22 protein-coding genes are annotated in these 17012 nt (G+C 71.5%); 12 read left to right on the forward strand and 10 right to left on the reverse strand.

Annotated elements, in window-relative coordinates:
- The first annotated feature begins 81 nt into the window (after positions 1–81).
- Positions 82–1224 (forward strand): methyltransferase domain-containing protein, encoded by a 1143-nt coding sequence (locus tag OG715_RS17985; RefSeq protein WP_327064150.1) that lies wholly within the window; start codon positions 82–84, stop codon positions 1222–1224.
- An 83-nt stretch (positions 1225–1307) separates the two neighbouring features.
- On the opposite strand, the gene OG715_RS17990 is transcribed toward OG715_RS17985, so the two are convergent.
- On the reverse strand, positions 1308–1508 hold the full coding sequence (locus OG715_RS17990; protein WP_266269809.1) for a DUF397 domain-containing protein: 201 nt from the start codon (positions 1506–1508) through the stop codon (positions 1308–1310).
- Between the two features lie 10 nt (positions 1509–1518).
- Positions 1519–2412 carry a helix-turn-helix domain-containing protein gene (locus tag OG715_RS17995; protein ID WP_266269810.1) on the reverse strand — a complete coding sequence of 298 codons (894 nt, stop codon included), beginning with the start codon at positions 2410–2412 and terminating at the stop codon, positions 1519–1521.
- 221 nt (positions 2413–2633) lie between these two features.
- Here OG715_RS17995 and OG715_RS18000 point away from each other — a divergent pair, with 221 nt between their 5' ends.
- Genes OG715_RS18000 through OG715_RS18010 form a run of 3 tightly spaced genes read left to right on the forward strand, consistent with a single transcriptional unit; the run spans position 2634 to position 3354 of the window.
- Positions 2634–2999: an ATP-binding protein gene (locus OG715_RS18000; protein ID WP_266269811.1), complete on the forward strand. Its 366-nt coding sequence runs from the start codon at positions 2634–2636 to the stop codon at positions 2997–2999.
- Complete coding sequence (locus tag OG715_RS18005; RefSeq protein WP_266269812.1) at positions 2996–3232, forward strand: hypothetical protein; 237 nt, start codon at positions 2996–2998, stop codon at positions 3230–3232. Before OG715_RS18000 ends, OG715_RS18005 begins: the two co-directional genes overlap by 4 nt.
- Positions 3229–3354 carry a hypothetical protein gene (locus OG715_RS18010; RefSeq protein WP_266269813.1) on the forward strand — a complete coding sequence of 42 codons (126 nt, stop codon included), beginning with the start codon at positions 3229–3231 and terminating at the stop codon, positions 3352–3354. Before OG715_RS18005 ends, OG715_RS18010 begins: the two co-directional genes overlap by 4 nt.
- A gap of 23 nt (positions 3355–3377) precedes the next feature.
- Here the strand turns inward: OG715_RS18010 and OG715_RS18015 are convergent, their stop codons facing one another.
- Positions 3378–3851, reverse strand: a complete 474-nt coding sequence (locus tag OG715_RS18015; protein ID WP_266269814.1) for an Lrp/AsnC family transcriptional regulator — start codon at positions 3849–3851, stop codon at positions 3378–3380.
- A 94-nt stretch (positions 3852–3945) separates the two neighbouring features.
- Here OG715_RS18015 and OG715_RS18020 point away from each other — a divergent pair, with 94 nt between their 5' ends.
- From OG715_RS18020 to OG715_RS18035, 4 genes are all read left to right on the forward strand, one after another.
- Positions 3946–4812 (forward strand): LLM class flavin-dependent oxidoreductase, encoded by an 867-nt coding sequence (locus OG715_RS18020; RefSeq protein ID WP_266269815.1) that lies wholly within the window; start codon positions 3946–3948, stop codon positions 4810–4812.
- Positions 4809–5240 (forward strand): nucleoside deaminase, encoded by a 432-nt coding sequence (locus OG715_RS18025; RefSeq protein WP_266269816.1) that lies wholly within the window; start codon positions 4809–4811, stop codon positions 5238–5240. Before OG715_RS18020 ends, OG715_RS18025 begins: the two co-directional genes overlap by 4 nt.
- A 119-nt stretch (positions 5241–5359) precedes the next feature.
- Entirely contained in the window at positions 5360–6184 is an 825-nt protein-coding gene (locus OG715_RS18030) for a MerR family transcriptional regulator (RefSeq protein ID WP_266269817.1), read from the forward strand.
- Positions 6185–6400: 216 nt separating this feature from the next.
- Entirely contained in the window at positions 6401–6583 is a 183-nt protein-coding gene (locus OG715_RS18035; protein WP_030393399.1) for a PspC domain-containing protein, read from the forward strand.
- 141 nt (positions 6584–6724) lie between these two features.
- Here OG715_RS18035 and OG715_RS18040 read toward each other — a convergent pair whose 3' ends face one another.
- The 3 genes from OG715_RS18040 to OG715_RS18050 all read right to left on the reverse strand — a co-directional run bounded on the left by OG715_RS18040 (position 6725) and on the right by OG715_RS18050 (position 9516).
- A complete protein-coding gene (locus OG715_RS18040; protein ID WP_266269818.1) occupies positions 6725–7075 on the reverse strand; it encodes an ATP-binding protein in 351 nt (116 codons plus the stop codon).
- A gap of 211 nt (positions 7076–7286) precedes the next feature.
- On the reverse strand, positions 7287–8435 hold the full coding sequence (locus OG715_RS18045) for an adenosine deaminase (protein WP_266269819.1): 1149 nt from the start codon (positions 8433–8435) through the stop codon (positions 7287–7289).
- A 163-nt stretch (positions 8436–8598) separates the two neighbouring features.
- Positions 8599–9516, reverse strand: coding sequence for a LysR family transcriptional regulator (locus OG715_RS18050; protein WP_266271721.1), 918 nt, complete (start codon positions 9514–9516; stop codon positions 8599–8601).
- A 143-nt stretch (positions 9517–9659) separates the two neighbouring features.
- Between OG715_RS18050 and OG715_RS18055 the strand changes: the two genes are divergently transcribed.
- The 4 genes from OG715_RS18055 (at position 9660) to OG715_RS18070 (ending at position 12744) form a co-directional block, all read left to right on the forward strand.
- On the forward strand, positions 9660–11006 hold the full coding sequence (locus OG715_RS18055) for an MFS transporter (RefSeq protein ID WP_266269820.1): 1347 nt from the start codon (positions 9660–9662) through the stop codon (positions 11004–11006).
- Between the two features lie 9 nt (positions 11007–11015).
- The gene (locus tag OG715_RS18060) at positions 11016–11303 is read left to right on the forward strand and encodes a hypothetical protein (protein ID WP_266269821.1); all 288 of its coding nucleotides are present in this window, start codon (positions 11016–11018) and stop codon (positions 11301–11303) included.
- Between the two features lie 182 nt (positions 11304–11485).
- Entirely contained in the window at positions 11486–12163 is a 678-nt protein-coding gene (locus OG715_RS18065; protein WP_266269822.1) for an alpha/beta fold hydrolase, read from the forward strand.
- Between the two features lie 26 nt (positions 12164–12189).
- The gene (locus tag OG715_RS18070) at positions 12190–12744 is read left to right on the forward strand and encodes a Uma2 family endonuclease (protein WP_266269823.1); all 555 of its coding nucleotides are present in this window, start codon (positions 12190–12192) and stop codon (positions 12742–12744) included.
- Between the two features lie 26 nt (positions 12745–12770).
- Here OG715_RS18070 and OG715_RS18075 read toward each other — a convergent pair whose 3' ends face one another.
- From OG715_RS18075 to OG715_RS18090, 4 genes are all read right to left on the reverse strand, one after another.
- Complete coding sequence (locus tag OG715_RS18075) at positions 12771–14048, reverse strand: thymidine phosphorylase (protein WP_266269824.1); 1278 nt, start codon at positions 14046–14048, stop codon at positions 12771–12773.
- Positions 14049–14178: 130 nt separating this feature from the next.
- Complete coding sequence (locus OG715_RS18080) at positions 14179–14586, reverse strand: cytidine deaminase (RefSeq protein WP_266269826.1); 408 nt, start codon at positions 14584–14586, stop codon at positions 14179–14181.
- On the reverse strand, positions 14583–15848 hold the full coding sequence (locus tag OG715_RS18085) for an ABC transporter permease (RefSeq protein WP_266269827.1): 1266 nt from the start codon (positions 15846–15848) through the stop codon (positions 14583–14585). The genes OG715_RS18080 and OG715_RS18085 overlap by 4 nt, the downstream gene beginning before the upstream one ends.
- On the reverse strand, positions 15845–17008 hold the full coding sequence (locus OG715_RS18090; RefSeq protein ID WP_266269828.1) for an ABC transporter permease: 1164 nt from the start codon (positions 17006–17008) through the stop codon (positions 15845–15847). Before OG715_RS18090 ends, OG715_RS18085 begins: the two co-directional genes overlap by 4 nt.
- Positions 17009–17012 lie beyond the last annotated feature (4 nt).

Raw genomic sequence — 17012 nt, forward strand, 5'->3', positions numbered from 1 at the left:
CAGCAGTCCCCGAAGGAGTCGGACGGCAGGTGGACTCGTCCGGTCCCTCCCCCGGGACCGGACGAGAAGAAGTAGGCACCCGTGCACAGGTACACGGAAGTGATTGCCGGACTGACGATGTCCGGCACATTGGAGGCAGCGTGGCGGGGCGCATTCGAACGCGCCCCGCGCCACGCCTTCGTCCCGGACACCGTCTGGCTTCCCGACGAGCACAGCCTGTCCGGCTACCGGCAGGTCGAGCGGAGCCGGGAGCCGGATGCCTGGTGGGACGCGGTGAGCGCCGACGAAGCAGTGGTCACACAACTCGACGACGGTATGAGCGGCGGGCCGGGCACGTCGACCTCATCGGGCTCCATGCCGTCCCTGGTGGCAACCATGCTGCGGGAGTTGGCCGTCCAGGACGGACACAGGGTGCTCGACGTGGGCACCGGGACCGGGTGGACGAGCGCCCTGCTCGCCGCCCGTCTCGGCGGCGAGCAGGTCACCACGATCGAGATCGATCCCGTGCTGGCGGCCGACGCCGGAAGAAAGCTCGAGGCCGCACACCTCGCGCCCTGTCGGGTGGTCGGGGACGGGCTCGCCGGCTGGAGCCCTGGAGCGCCTTACGACCGCATCCACTCGACGGCGGCCGTCCGGTGGATCCCTCCGGAATGGATCGAACAGACAGTGCCCGATGGGATTGTCGTGACGCCCTGGGGAACGCCGTACGCCAATGCGGGATTGCTGCGCCTCGTTGTCGAAGGACCGGGTCAGGAGGCGCATGGGCGGTTCGTCGAGAACGCGTCCTTCATGTGGATGCGTGCACAGCGACCGCACGTAGTAGCGGCGCCGGCCTTGGGTACGACAAGGACCGGAGCCTCTCCGATCGACCCGGAGCTGGCGGAGGAGGACGTCCACGCCGCCTTCGCCATCGGCCTTCGCGTACCGGGGGTGCGATCCATCCACCGCTGGGATCGCACTGACCCGGCCACCACGTACCGGATCGAACTCTCCGACAGCCACGGCTCGTGGGCCTCCGTCCGCTACCGGAACTGGGGAGACGAAGGGGCGATGAAGCAGACGGGGCCAAGGCAGCTCTGGGACGAGGTCTGCGAGGCCCGCACGTGGTGGGTGGAGCGGGGGCGGCCCGAGCTGACGAGGTTCGGACTCACCGTACGACCGGACGGCCGACAGCAGACGTGGCTGGACAGCCCCGCACATCCGGTCGGCGACATCGCGCACTGACACGAGAGACGGGCGGTCGCGGACGATTGTCCGCGACCGCCCGCTTCATGGTGCGACCAGGAAGAACTCCGAAGCCGGACCGATCACGCGAGGTGGTCGAACTCACCTTCCTTGACGGCGAGCAGGAAGGAACGGAGGTTTTCTGCATCGACGGCCAGGACAACGCCCGGGTCGTCGGACTCCCTCAGGTGGCGGAGACCCGTCGCGCCGGTGGCGAGTTCAACGCAGCTGCCGCCCTCGTTGGAGCCGCTGAACGATGACTTCTGCCAACGGATTTCTGCCATCGGGCGCCCTTCACGTCTGGAGCAGGTAGAGAAGATGTCGAATGAGCCCGCACGAGTCACGCGAGGACGAGAGCGCGAGGGGCGAACGGCCGGTGTCCACCGGAGGCAACGCAAGGTCGCTCAGCTGATCGAACGTCCTGCGGTACGTCGCGATCGAGTACCGGTCGCCAAGATACTCGGCCCGGCTCGGGTGATCCACAACAACGGTGGAGAGGTCCTCCGACCCGGGGTCCAGTAGCAGGAATTGGCCTGTGTGCGGAGGCTTCTTCAATGCCGCGAACGGCAGGACCTGGATGGTCACATTGGGCAGCTCGGCCGCCTCCAGCAGGTGCGTCAGCTGCGCCCTCATCACCGCGTCCCCGGGAAAGCGCAGGCGGAGCGCCGTTTCGTGAATGACGAATCGGAACTGCCGCCGGGGCAGATCGTTCAGGATGCGCTGCCGATTCATGCGGAAGTCGATCTCGGCCTCCGCATCGAACTTCCCGTCTCGATGAGCGCCTTCGTAGATCGCTTCGGCATATGCGGGCAACTGCAGGAGGCCGGGCAGGTAGAACGTCTCGTAGTTGTCGATCAGCGCCGCGCTGTCCTCCGCCTCGGCCAGGTCGAGCGCGAGCAACGGCACTCGGTCGGCGAACTCCGACCACCATCCCTTGCCCGTACGCCGCCCCATGTCGGCGAGCTTGGCCCGGTAGACAGGATCCTCGCAGCCGTAGGCATCGAGCCAGATCGCCAGCCGCTCCTGATTGAGGCCGGTTCGCCCCGCCTCCGTATGGCTGACGGCCGGGCTTCTCATGCCCACCAGCGCGCCCGCCTCCGGGGCCGACAGGCCCGCCGCCATTCGGAGACGTTGCAACTCCTCGCCGAAGCGGCGCTGCCGCTGACTGATCTCTCCCCTGAGCCCCACGACGTTCCTTCCCTCTCCCCACAGTGTTCCGCATCGGCCGGCGTCGCTACTACCGGCCAGGCGTCACCCACACGGGTCAACATTGCGCTTTTGGTTGCAACGATATGACCCAGCAACCTAGCCTCAGTGTTGCACCGATCACATGACGGAGCGTCAATGTCACATGTTTTCAGGCATGTAGACGCGCTCCGTCCTTCCCTCCCCACGCTCTGGAGGTCCCCATGTGCGCTCTCGTTCCGCCCGACTGGTCCGTCGTCCGCCACGAGCTGCGCAGGCTCCTCACCTCGGCCGACTGGCCGCCGGACACCGTCCACACCGCCGAACTCGCCCTGCATGAGCTGTTCGTGAATGCCTGGAAACACGCTGACACTCCGGCGCCGCACGTCATCGTGTCCCTCTGTCCCCGCACTCTGCGCGTCTCCGTGTGCGACGACAGTCCGGTGCTCCCCGAGCCCCGCACTCCCACCGATCCCTACGCCGTTTCCGGTCGGGGCCTCCACCTGGTCGAGGCGCTCACCGACCGCTTCGGCGCCACCAGCAACAAGCACGGCAAGGTCGTCTGGTTCGAACTGGAGGTCGCCGCGTGAACACGCCGCTCGAATCGCACGACCCCTACCTGCGCACCTACACCGGGCCCGAGGTCTCCGCCCTCCTCTGCGAACTCCACGAGCGGGGCAAGCCCTTCGGCATCCAGTGGGGTTCCGCCGAGGTCAACGGCAGCACCATCGACGGCCGCCTCCTCGTCGACTTCGGCGACACCTCCGTCGCCACCCTCCTCAACCTCCTCACGCTCCTCCGCGAAACGGGCCGGCCCGCGTGAACTTCCTCGTCGGCGCCGCCTTCGCCGTCCTCCTCGCCCTCGCCTTCGCCACCGTCGTCACGGGTGTCATCACCGCTCTGAAGGTGCACAGCGAGGACAAGGAGGACCAGCCCGGCCACTGACTACCCCGACGATTGCATCCTTGCTACTGCTCCGCCGCCCCCGCCCGGGGCACCGCCGGGCCGCGGAAGGCCAGGGGGCGGCTCAGGACCAGGTTCGTCGTCGTGCTCCCGAACTGCGCGAGCTCGTCGACGATCTCCTCCAGATGCCCCATCGAGGTGGTCGCGATCTTCAGCGAGTAGCAGTCGTCCCCGGTCGTGCGCAGGCACTCCAGGATCTCCGCGCGTTCCTCCAGCAGCCGCCGCAGTGGCTCGTGCCGTGCCGCCGGCCCGGGGTACTTCAGCCGGACGACCGCCATCACGGGGTACCCGGTCCGCTCCAGGTCCACCTCGGCCCGGTACCCGGTTATCACCCCCGCCGTCTCCAGCCGTCGCACCCGCTCCGTCGTGGCCGACGCGCTGAGGTTCACCCTCCGCGCCAGCTCGGCGAACGCGATCCGCCCGTCCTCCTGGAGCTCGGCCAGGATCGCCCAGTCCGTCGCGTCAAGAATCTCGGTCATGAGCCCAGATTGCCGGTGATTCCACGGCGGAACAACCCCTCAACCGGGGGATGCCCCTTCAGTCAATCCACCTTCCGTCCCTAGGCTTTCGGGTGTGAAGATCGGAGTCAACGTCCCCAACTTCGGCCCCGGCACCGACCCGGCGGCCCTGCTCACCTGGGCCGGGACCGTCGAGGGCCTGGGCTTCGACCTGCTGATGGTCTCGGACCACGTCGCCATCACCCCCGACGTCGCCGTGCGCTACCCCGGCCCGTTCTACGAACCGTTCACCACCCTCGCCTGGCTCGCCGCCCACACCGAGCGGGTCAGGCTCGGCACCACCGTCCTCATCGCCCCCTACCGGCACCCGCTCCTCACCGCCCGGATGGCCGCCAACCTCGACGCGCTGAGCGGGCACCGCCTCGTCCTCGGCGTCGGAATCGGCTGGGCGCAGCAGGAGTTCGCCGCCCTCGACGTCCCGTTCGAGCAACGCGGCCGCCTCACCGACGACCACCTGCGCCGCCTGCGCGCCACCTGGGCGGACACCGCCGACTACGGCACCCGGCGCATCCCGCTCTGGATCGGCGGCAACAGCGACGCGGGCCTGCGCCGCGCCGTCCGCCTCGGCGACGCCTGGCACCCGCTGCGCCCGACCACGCCGTGGCTGTGCGAGGCGGCGCCCCGGTTGCGGGCGTACGCGGAGGAACAGGCGCTCCCCGTCCCGGCGTTCGCGCCCCGGATCGCCCTCAGGCTCACGCCCGAGCCGGTCGCCGGACCGCAGCGCCTCGCGGGCGAGGGCAGCATCGAGCAGATCAGCGCCGACCTCGCCCGGCTCCGGCTGCTGGGCGCCGACACCGTCGTCCTCGACCCCTACCACGGCGACCCGGAGCAGACCCGCGACCCGGGACCGGCCTTCGAGGCTCTCGCCGCCGTGGCCGAGCTGCCGCACCTCGCGCCGACCCGAACGGAACAGCCCTCATGACGCTCACCCCCGCCGACCGCGCCATGCTCCGCCGCGCCATCGCCCTCGCCGCCGAGGCCCGCACCCACGGCGACCCGCCGTTCGGCTCGCTGCTGGCCGCCCCGGACAGCACCGTGCTGGCCGAGGAGCGCAACACCACCCGCACCGACCGGGACCTCACCGCGCACCCCGAACTGAAGCTCGCCCGCTGGGCCGGAAGGGAGTTGGACCTCGCCACGGCCTCCCGGACCACCCTCTACACCAGCTGCGAGCCCTGCCCGATGTGCGCGGCCGCGCTCCGGCAGGCCGGCCTCGGCCGGATCGTTTTCGCCCTCTCCGGTGAGCAGTTGCTGGGGATCCGGCCGGCGAGCGGCCTCCCGCCCGTGCCGCAGGAGGGACCGGCGCTGTTCGACGAGGTCCGGGCCGCCGTCGAGCCGTACTACCGCTGAGCCGGCGGGCCGCGGGGCCGGGGCCGCTGCCCGGTCTCGGCCCCCGCGGCCCGCCTCCTGTCCCGCCCCCTGCCCCCACCGCTTGCCCCTGCCCCAGGGGCAGGCCCCAGAGTGGGGCCGTGCACGAGGACTTGATCACCATCGGGGAGCTGTCGGCCCGGACCAGGCTCAGCCCCAAGGCGCTGCGCCTGTACGGCGACCGGGGGCTGCTGGCGCCCGCCCGGGTCGACCCGGCCACCGGGGTCCGCCGCTACGGCCTCACCCAGGTCGAACGGGCGCGCCGGATCGCGCTGCTGCGCGCCGTCGGCATGCCGCTGGCGCGGATCGCGGCGGTGCTCGACGCGGACGCCGACACCTCCCCGCAGCTCCTGGACGCCTACTGGCGGGAGCAGGAGTCCTCGCACCTGGCCCGCCGGGAGGCGGTGGGCTACGCCCGAGCAGTACTGACCGGAAGGGCTTCCACCATGTACCGGATCGCGGAGCGCGAGGTGCCGGAGCAGAAGGTGCTGTGCCTGCGCGGCCATGTGACGGCCGCCGGTCTCGTCGAGTTCATCGGCGGGGCCAGCGAGTCACTCCTCGCCCACCTCGGGTCGACGGGCGCCTGCCTGTCCGGGCCGATCTTCACCGTCTTCCACGGCCATGTGAGCGAGGAGTCCGACGGCCCGGTCGAGGTGTGCGCGCCGACGCTGAACACCGTCGAACCGGCCGGCCGGATCGCGGTGCGGATCCACCCCGCACACCGTGAGGCATACACCGAACTGACTGCGGAGAAAAGGGACTTCGCGGCGATGGCGACCATCCACGACGCCGTCGGTGCCTGGGTCGCCGAGCAGGGGTACGAGCGCAGCGCCGGCAACCGGGAGGTGTACTACCCGAACTTCATGACCGCCGAGCCGCACGAGCACACCTCTGACGTCACCGTCCCGTTCCGTCCCCGCGGGTAGCGGCCGCCCCGCGCCGCCGGTTCCCGTTCCCCGCCCCCGTCAATCTCCGGGGCGACCCTGAGCGGAACCCCGAGAGCGACTACTGCCCACCGACGACGCAGGTCAGGGACAGGATCGCCTTGCGGGCGGAGGAATCGGGCGGCGCCAGGGCGGAGCATGGAGGTACGCCAGCCGGAGGGACCGGTCACCGGCGCCACCAGAGCAACGGAGTTCACCATGAGCCGCCTCGCCCGCCCCCGCCACAACCGCGTCATCGCCGGCGTCTGCGCCGGGATCGCGGAGCGCTTCGGACTCACCCCGTGGACCGTCCGGATCATCTTCCTGGTGTCCTGCCTGCTGCCCGGCCCGCAGTTCCTGATCTACCTGGCGCTCTGGCTGCTGCTCCCCCAGGAGGCGTGACGCCGGAGCCCGGAAGCACCGGGACACCACACCGGAAGCCCCGGGACACCGCACCGGAGCACCCGCGGAACGGCCGGAAGGGGCCGCCCACTCCCGTCGAGGAGTGGGCGGCCCCTTCGGCCGTGCGGAGCCGGGGCGGGATCAGCCGCCGAGGCCCGGGAGCGGGAGGGTCTGGGTGAGACCGCCCAGCGGGGTCTTGTCGAGGCCCGGGACGCTGGGCACACCGGCCCGGTTGCCCGCGGCCGGGGCGGCGGCCTGGCCCGCGCTGGGCGCGAGGGTGCCGAGCGTGCCGCTGACCTTGTCGGCGACCGGCAGCTTGCCCGCGGCGTCGGTGACGGCGTTGGTGGCCGCCGGGTTGGTCAGCAGGGAGGTCGGGAGCCCGAGGCCACCGGTGGCGGCCGCGGGGGCGGCGGAGGCGGCGCCGGCGCCGACCGCGGCGATGGCGATGCCGAGCGCGGCGGTGCCGGCGGCCTTGAGAGTGGCCTGCTTCATCTGGTTAGTCCCCTTGGGTCCTCGTCGGTGGCCGACCCGCGCGACTGGCGCAACGGGGACCCGTCCACCACAGCCGGTCAGCAATGACTGGCACACCGTAGTGATTGGATCGCACGAGGATCAACGGCGGTTCACCCACCCGAGGGAGTAGTCGGATGAACGCCAATTCCCTTGACAGAAAAGGGCATTCATCCGACCACCGAGAAGCGGTTCAGGCGCCGTTGCTGAACAGCCACTCCGCCTTGAGCTCGGCGTAGCCCGGCTTGATCACGTCGTTGATCATCGCGAGCCGCTCGTCGAACGGCAGGAACGCCGACTTCATCGCGTTCACGGAGAACCACTCCATGTCGCCCAGCGTGTAGCCGAAGGCCTCCACCAGGTGCTCGAACTCGCGGCTCATGCTGGTGCCGCTCATCAGCCGGTTGTCGGTGTTCACGGTGACCCGGAACTTCAGCCGGCTGAGCAGCCCGATCGGGTGCTCGGCGTACGAGGCGGCGGCGGCCGTCTGGAGGTTGGAGGTGGGGCACATCTCCAGCGGGATCCGCTTGTCGCGCACGTACGCGGCGAGGCGGCCCAGCTTGACGGTGCCGTCCTCCTCGACGGTGATGTCGTCGACGATCCGCACGCCGTGGCCGAGGCGGTCGGCGCCGCAGCACTGCAGGGCCTCCCAGATCGACGGCAGGCCGAAGGCCTCGCCCGCGTGGATGGTGAAGTGGTTGTTCTCGCCCTTGAGGTAGTCGAAGGCGGCCTGGTGGCGGGTGGGGGGGTAGCCCGCCTCGGCACCGGCGATGTCGAAGCCGACGACGCCGCCCTCGCGGTGGCGGTTGGCCAGCTCGGCGATCTCCTGCGAGCGGGCGGCGTGCCGCATCGCGGTGATCAGGGTGCCGATCCGGATCCGGTGGCCGGCCGCGCGGGCGTTGGCCTCGCCGAGGCGGAAGCCCTCCTGGACGGCCTCGACGACCTCGTCGAGGGTCAGGCCGCGCTCCAGGTGCTGCTCGGGGGCGTAGCGCACCTCGGCGTAGACCACGCCGTCGGCGGCGAGGTCCTCGGCGCAGTCGGCGGCGACCTTGATCAGCGCCTCACGGGTCTGCATCACGGCGCAGGTGTGGGCGAAGGTCTCCAGGTAGCGGACCAGCGAGCCGGAGTCCGCGGCCTCGCGGAACCACTCGCCGAGCTCCTTGGCGTCGGTGGTGGGGAGGCCCTCGTAGCCGACGGCGGCGGCCAGCTCGACCACGGTCTCGGGGCGCAGGCCGCCGTCGAGGTGGTCGTGCAGGAGCACCTTCGGGGCGCGGGCGATCTGGTCGGGGGTGGGAATCCGGGGGCCGGTGCCCGCGGTGGTGACGGGGATCTGCTTCTCCATTGCGGGAGTGTAGCTCCTACGCGCGTAGACAGGCCACCGTTCACAGGGCCGAATCGTCCAATGTCCACCGGGAATTCCCCCGAACGGACTATTCGGGTCATCTGCCCGCAGGACGCCCGCCCCGACCGGCCCGCCCCCTCGACCGAACGCCGTGCCGCCGCCCTCAGTCGTGCGCCAGCAGCCGCCCGCGCCGCGACAGCACGAAGTCCCGGAACGCCGCCACCGGCGGGGTCACCGGACGGCCCGGCGCCCAGGCCAGCCCGATCGCCCGCCGGGTGCGCGGCGCCGTCACCTCCAGCTCCACCACCCCCGGCCGGGGCACCAGCGCCGGCGGCAGCAGCGCCACGCCCAGCCCGGCCGCGACCAGCCCGCGCAGGGTCTCGGTCTCCTCCCCCTCGAAGGCGAGCCTCGGCACGAACCCGGCCTCCGCGCAGAACCCGTCGGTGATCGCCCGCATCCCGTACCCGCGCTCCAGCCCGACGAACGGCTCCTCCGCCACCTCCGCCAGCCGGATCCGGCGCCGCCCGGCCAGCCGGTGGTCCGCCGGGACGGCCAGGTACAGCCGCTGCTCGTCCAGTCGGCGGGCCGCCAGCGCCGGGTCGCCGTCCGGCAGCGGCGAGACCAGGCAGAGGTCCAGCTCCCCCGCGCGCAGCCGGTCCAGCATCGCGCCCACGTAGTCCTGCACCAGCTGGAACCTGACCTGCGGATACGCCCGCCGGAAGTCCCGCAGCAGGGCCGGCACCGTGTCCGTCCCCATGGTGTGCAGGAAGCCGAAGGCCACCCGCCCGGTCTGCGGGTCGGCCTCCGCCCGCGCCGCCTCCGCACCGCGCTCGACCTCGGCCAGCGCCCGCTCCACCGAGGCCAGCAGCAGCCGGCCCGCCCTGGTCAGCCGGACCGTCCGACCCTGACGGGCCAGCAGGTCGACACCCAGCTCGGCCTCCAGCCGGGCCACCGCCCGGGACAGCGTGGGCTGCGGCATGCCCAGCAGCTCCGCCGCCTGCGTCACGTGCTCCAGTCGCGCGACGGCCGCGAACTGGGCGAGTCTCGGGGCCAGTTGAACGGCCGGGAGCTCGGGCCCCAGCTCCGCCGGGAGGGTCGGCTCACTACCACCGGTCGTCACAGCACCCCGTCCCTGGTCCGTACGCTCCGCTCATGCGTCCAGGTATGGATTATTGCCTGCTCATGCATTGGACGCATCAGTACGACAGTTCTACCTTCGACGTCATGCAGCCCTCCAGTACCGGGGCGTCCGTGGCCACCTCGGACGCCCTCGCCCAGCCGACCCTCCACCCGGACAGCCCCCACGCGGACGGCCGCCGCTTCCCGGACGCCCCCCTGCTCGCGGACGACCGGCACCGCCCCGGCCAGCGCTCCTTCCGCCGGGCCAACCTCGCCCTGTTCGCGGCCGGCATCGCGACCTTCGTCCTCCTCTACTCCACCCAGGGCCTGCTGCCGGTCCTCTCCGACGACCTCGGCCTCACCCCCGGGCAGGCCAGCTGGACGGCCTCCGCCGCCACCCTCGGCCTCGCCCTCGGCCTGCTCCCCGCGAGCGCGCTCGCCGACCGCTACGGCCGCACCGCCGTGATGACGGCCTCCACCCTGGCCGCCGCCGCCCTCGCCCTCGCCCTGCCGTTCGCGCCGGACCTCACCACCCTGGTCGTGCTGCGCGCCCTCCAGGGCGCCGCGCTCGCCGGACTGCCGGCCACCGCGATGGCCTACCTCGCCGAGGAGGTCCACCCCTCCGCGCTGGCGTCGGCGATGGGCCTGTACGTGGCGGGCAACAGCATCGGCGGCATGGGCGGACGGCTGCTCTCCGGCTGGGTCGCGGCCGGATTCGGCTGGCGCTGGGGCCTCGCCGCCTCCGCCGCCCTCGCCCTGCTGGCCGTGCTGGCGTTCCGGCTGCTGATCCCCGCCGCCCGGCACTTCACCCCGGCCCCGGTGGACGCCCGCGCCCTGGCCCGCACCGTCGGCCGCCACCTGCGCAACCCGCTGCTGCTGCGGCTGTACGCGCTGGGGCTGCTGTTCATGGCCGTCTTCGGCGCCGTCTACAACACCATCGGCTACCGGCTGATCGCCGCGCCCTTCCACCTGCCGGAGTCCGTCGCCGCCTCGATCTTCGTGGTCTACCTGGTCGGCACCGCCACCTCGGCCGCGGCGGGACGCCTGGCCGGCCGGCTCGGCCGCCGCGGCGCGCTGTACGTCGCGATCGGCACCACCGCCCTCGGGCTGCTGCTCTCCCTCGCCGACTCGCTGGCCCTCGCGCTTCTCGGCCTGGTCCTGATCACGGCCGGCTTCTTCGCCGGCCACGCCACCGCCTCCTCGGCGGTCGGCCGCACCGCGACCGAGGGCCGCGCCCAGGCCTCCGCGCTCTACCTGATCGCCTACTACCTGGGGAACAGCCTCGGCGGCACGATCGGCGCCGACGCCTACCACGCGACCGGCTGGCCCGGCGCCGCCACCATCGGCCTCGCCGCGATGGCCCTCGCCGCAGCCGTCACCCTCTACGCCACCCACCGGGCCCACGCCGGCAGCCGCACCGGAGGTCCGCGAGGCAGGCTCTCCGCCCAATAGCCTTTCCGCATGGCAGATCCGACGCGCCGCCGTCGCCCCCACCTGGTGTCCACGCCCGTACGGAAGAAGGGCGTGGACACCGTCCCTCAGGAGACAAGCGCGCAGCCGGACCTCCAGGAGGGCGACCGCATCCTCCTGCCCCCGGCCTCCGTCGTCCCGGACGACCAGGCCTGGTTCTGGACTCCGGCCTGGCAGGCAAAGGAGAACGAGGTCGATGAGGCCCTCGCGGAGGGCGAACGCGGCGAGGTGTTCCACGGCGGCGAGGCGTTTCTGCAGTCCCTTGCCGACGAGGCGTGACTGGACTTGAGGGAGATCAAGCGCCGTGCCGACGCATGAGTCCCTGGCCGACTCCCTGCGGGACTGGACCTGACACCTGCCACTCCCGTCACAGGACCGGCGGATACCTGACACTCGTTGTCAGGTATCCGCCGTAGCTTTGTCCACGTCCCACCCGGCACAGCGCGAGCAAAGGAACCACCATGGCCACCTTCGTCCTCATCCCCGGTGCCCTGCACGGCGGTTGGTGGTACCGGCCGCTCACCGAGGGGCTGCGGGCCGCCGGGCACGAGGTGCACCCGGTGACGCTGACCGGGGTGAGCGAGCGCGGCCACCTCAACACCGCGGCCGTCGACCTGGAGACGCACATCCAGGACGTGCTCGGCCTGCTGGAGGCCGAGCAGGTCACCGACGCCGTCCTCGTCTCGCACAGCTACGGCGGCATGGTCGCCTCCGGTGTCGCCGACCGGGCCCCGGAGCGGATCGCCGGGCTGGTGTACGCGGACGCCTTCGTCCCGCGCGACGGCGAGTCGGCGTACGACATCGTCAACGACGTCTGGAAGCAGCGCTACCTGGCCGGCGCCGCCGCGGGCGGCGGCCGCACCCTGGTCGGCCTGCACCCGGCCCTCGACCCGCGCGCCACCGTGCACCCGCTGGCCACCCTGCTCCAGCGGATCCGGCTCACCGGCGCCGTGGACACCCTGGACGTCCCCCGGGTCTACCTGCACGCGGAGCGCTTCGAGGACACCCCCTTCCTCGACACCGTCGCCCGCCTGCGCACCGACCCGGCCTGGACCGTCCACACCCTCCCGGTCGGCCACGACCTCGTCCGCGAGGCCCCCGAGGAACTCCTGAAGCTCGCCCTCACGGCCATCGGTTGAAGCAGCTGTCCCGGTACGCTCCGGCCATGAGCATCGATCCCACCGCGTACGCGCGGCTGCGGGAGAGCGCCGATCGGCTGCCGCGCATTCCCGGCATCGGGAAGATCGAGATCGCTGGCGGCATGATCACGCTGGCACTCCCACCGGTCGAGCAGCACATGTCGGCGATCGTCGGCATCGCACGGCAACTGAACGCCCAGCTTCCCCGCACCCACCCCGGCCATATCGCCCACACCGGTGCGGACCTGGAGGACGCCGCCCGGGGCAGACTCCGGAATCCCGACCTCATGGTGTTCGCCGAAGCGGCACTGGAAGGCGGTGAATCCGTGCTCCTGCCGCACGAGGTGCTGCTGGTCGTGGAGATCGTCCCGAAGTCCGCCCCGGGGAACGGCTGTCGCGCGAGGGTCCGCGACTACGCGGCCATGAGCATCCCGCTCTACCTGCTGGTCGACCCCTGCAAGGGCACCGGCATCGTCCACGACGAACCCGGCTACACCTCGCGCAAGGAGTTCGCCTTCGGGGACACGATCACCGTGGGCCCGTGGACGCTCGACACCGGTGTCCTGCGCACGTACGCCTGAGCGGCGCACGTGCGCAGGAGCGGTGGTCAGGCGATGCGGTCCAGCACGATCGGGTTCGGGGTGAACGCGGTGCCGGCCGGGGAGACCTCGATGCCGCCGGCCAGGGCCTCGATCGCGTACTCGAAGCGCTCCGGGGTGTCGGTGTGCAGGGTCAGCAGCGGCTGGCCGGCCACCACGGTGTCGCCCGGCTTGGCGTGCATCTCGACGCCGGCGCCGGCCTGCACCGGGTCCTCCTTGCGGGCGCGGCCGGCGCCGAGGCGCCAGGCGCTGACGCCCACGGCGTAGGCGTCCAGGGTGGTGAGCACGCCGGAGGCCGGGGCCGGGATGACGTGCTGCTCGCGGGCGACCGGCAGCGGGGCGTCCACGTCGCCGCCCTGGGCGGCGATCATGCGGCGCCAGTGGTCCATCGCGGAGCCGTCCCGCAGCGCGTCGGCCGGGTCCTTGCCGTGCACGCCCGCGGCGGCGAGCATCTCGCGGGCCAGCGCGAGGGTCAGCTCGACGACGTCGGCGGGGCCGCCGCCGGCCAGCACCTCGACCGACTCCCGGACCTCCAGCGCGTTGCCCGCGGTGAGGCCGAGCGGGGTGGACATGTCGGTGAGCAGGGCGACCGTGTTGACGCCGGCGGTGGTGCCGAGGCCGACCATGGTGCGGGCCAGCTCACGGGCGTCGTCGAGATTCTTCATGAACGCGCCGGAGCCGACCTTGACGTCCAGGACGAGCGCGCCGGTGCCCTCGGCGATCTTCTTGGACATGATCGAGGAGGCGATCAGCGGGATCGCCTCGACGGTGCCGGTGACGTCGCGCAGGGCGTACAGCTTCTTGTCCGCCGGGGCGAGGCCGTCGCCCGCCGCGCAGATGACCGCGCCGGCGTCCCGCAGCACCTGGAGCATCTCCTCGTTGGAGAGCAGGGCGCGCCAGCCGGGGATGGACTCCAGCTTGTCGAGGGTGCCGCCGGTGTGGCCGAGACCGCGACCGGACAGCTGCGGGACCGCGGCACCGCAGGCGGCGACCAGCGGGGCGAGCGGCAGGGTGATCTTGTCGCCGACGCCGCCAGTGGAGTGCTTGTCACTGGTGGGCTGCGCCAGCGAGGAGAAGTCCATCCGGACTCCGGAGCGGATCATCGCGTCCGTCCAGCGGCTGATCTCGCCCGGGTTCATGCCGTTCAGCAGGATGGCCATGGCCAGCGCGGACATCTGCTCGTCGGCGACCTCCCCGCGGGTGTAGGCGTCGATGACCCAGTCGATCTGAGCATGGCTCAGCTCTCCGCGGTCGCGCTTGGTCCTGATGACGGAGATGGCGTCCATGGATGCTCCATTGCTCCAAGAGAGGTTCAACATGCGAGGTACAAAAGGCGAAGAGTGCCGCGAGTCGACCCGAAAGGGCCCCACTCGCGACACTCTACGCGCGTAACAAACGGCATTGCCAGAGCCGCGCCTACAAGCGCTCCGGCCCGAACGCGTCGGGCAGGACCTCGCTCATCGGCCGCACCCCGGAGGGCAGCTCGACCAGCAGGTCCGGACCGCCGTGCTCGTACAGCAGCTGGCGGCAGCGGCCGCACGGCATCAGCAGCTCGCCCGCCCCGTCCACACAGGTGAACGCGGTCAGCCGGCCGCCGCCGGTCGCGTGCAGCATGGAGACCAGGCCGCACTCGGCGCACAGCGCCAGGCCGTACGAGGCGTTCTCCACATTGCAGCCGGTGACCGTCCGGCCGTCGTCCACCAGGGCGGCGGCGCCGACCGGGAACTTGCTGTACGGCGCGTACGCGTGGCTCATCGCCTCGCGGGCCGCCGCCCGCAGCCCGTCCCAGTCGACCGCTCCGGCCGCCCCGGCCGCGGACGTCACTTGCCCTGGCCCTTGCGGTAGATCTGACCGTCCGCCTTCGGCGGGCGCAGCCGCTGCGAGGCCAGCGCGAGCACCACCAGGGTGATCACGTACGGCGTGGCGACGATCAGCGGGCGCTGCACCTCGTCGGTGGTGAAGTACCAGGCGAACAGGCCGCCGGAGACCACCAGCGAGATCACGGCCGCGGTGTACTTGCGGCGGTACAGGTGCCAGGCCGCCAGCAGCGCCATCGCGATGGCGACCACCAGGATCAGCGCGTGCACCGACTCGGGGTCGCGCAGCTGGAGGCTGTCGGTGAAGCCGAACAAACCGGCGCCCATGGCGAGGCCGCCCGGCATCCAGTTACCGAAGATCATCGCCGCGAGGCCGATGAAGCCCCGGCCGTTGGTCTGGCCGTCCTTGTAGAAGTGCGCCGCGACCAGCGAGAGGTACGCGCCGGCGAGGCCCGCGAAGGCGCCGGACATGATGACCGCGAGGTACTTGTACTTGTAGACGTTGACGCCCAGCGACTCGGCCGCGGTCGGGTTCTCGCCGCAGGAGCGCAACCGCAGGCCGAACACGGTGCGCCAGAGGGCGAAGTAGCTCGCCACGATCAGCGCGCCGGCCAGCAGCACGACCACCGAGATGTTGGTGACCAGGCCGCCGAGCACACCGGCGACGTCCGAGACCACGAACCAGTGGTGCGCCTCGATGTCCTTCAGCCCCGAGGAGAGGCCGGGGATCGTGATGTACGGCAGCGGATCGGCCGGCGGGGACTGGTTCGCGCCGGCACCGACGGAGATGTAGTCCTTGTAGTAGATCCGGTTGACGTAGGCGCAGATGCCGGGGATCAGCAGGTTGACGCCGACACCGGAGACGATGTGGTCGACGCCGAAGGTCACCGTGATGACGGCGTGCAGCAGACCGCCGAGCGCGCCGCCGAGCATGCCGGCCAGCAGGCCGAACCACGGGCTGACCAGGTAGCCGCCCCAGGCACCGCAGAAGGTGCCGGCGACCATCATGCCTTCGAGGCCGATGTTGACCACGCCGGCCCGCTCGGACCAGAGACCGCCCAGACCGGCCATGCCGATCGGCACGGCGGCGCTGAGCGCGGCGGTGACCTGGCCGGAGGAGGTCAGCGAGTGGTTGCCGGTGATGACGCCGACGACCGAGAAGAGGACCAGGGCGCCCGCGATCAGCAGCAGCACCACCGGCCAGGACATCTTGCGCTTCTTGGCGGGAGCGCCCGGCGCCTTGGCGCGGGCAGCGGTGGCCGTGCTCATGCGGACACCTCCTTCTTCTCGGCGGCCGCGGCGGCCTGGGCGGCGAGCTCGGCGCCGACCTTCTGCTGCTGGCGCTTGAGGCCGTAGCGCCGCACCAGCTCGTAGGCGACGACGACACAGATGACGATGGTGCCCTGCATGACCGGGACGATCTCGAACGGGAAGCCGCCGTTCTGCGGCAGCGGCAGCTGCGAGCCGGTCGCGTCGAGGAACGCGAACAGCACCGCCGCGAAGGCCATGCCGATCGGGCTGTTGCGGCCGAGCAGGGCGACCGAGATGCCCAGGAAGCCGAGGCCCGCCTGGAAGCTCTGGCCGTAGTTGTACGAGTTCTGCAGCAGCTCGGGCAGACCGATCAGACCGGCCAGCGCGCCGGAGACCACCATCGAGATGACGACCATGCGCTTGACGTTCACACCGGACGCGGTGGCCGCGCTCTCCGAGCGGCCGGTGGCGCGCAGGTCGAAGCCGAAGCGGGTGCGGGTCAGGGTGAACTGGAAGGCGACGCCGACCAGGATCGCGATGAAGAGGAAGCCGTAGAGCGGGCCGCCGTCGGTGTTGATCGCGAAGAAGTGGCTGGACTCCGAGACCGGGGCGGTCTGGATCGAGTTGCTGGTGCCGCTCTTCTCCGGCGCGAAGATGCCGGGGACGAGCAGCAGGCCGACGATGGCGATCGCGATGGCGTTCAGCATGATGGTCGAGATGACCTCGCTGACGCCGCGGAAGACCTTCAGCAGACCGGCGATGCTCGCGTACAGACCGCCGACCAGCATGGCGGTGATCAGCAGCAGCGGGATCTGGATGAACGACGGCAGGTCGAGCTGGCTGCCGACGTAGGCCGTGAACAGCGCGGCGAGCTTGTACTGGCCCTCGACACCGATGTTGAAGAGGTTCATCCGGAAGCCGAAGGCGGCGGCCGCGGCGGCCAGGTAGTACGTGGTGGACCGGTTGAGGATGGCCACCTGGCCGTCCGACTTGGTCGCGTACGTGATCATCACGTTCCAGGCGTCGAACGGGTTCTTGCCCGAGGTCGCCAGGAGGACGGAACAGATCACGACGGACAGCAGCACGGCGAGCACCGGCGCTGCGAGGGCGAGGACGATCTTCTCGCCGTCGAACCGCTTCGCCCGCGCGGGCCCGGCGGTGGGGTTGGGACTGGTCATGTGG

The sequence above is a fragment of the Kitasatospora purpeofusca genome (assembly GCF_036010405.1).
In the GTDB taxonomy this organism is placed as follows: Bacteria; Actinomycetota; Actinomycetes; order Streptomycetales; family Streptomycetaceae; genus Kitasatospora; species Kitasatospora purpeofusca.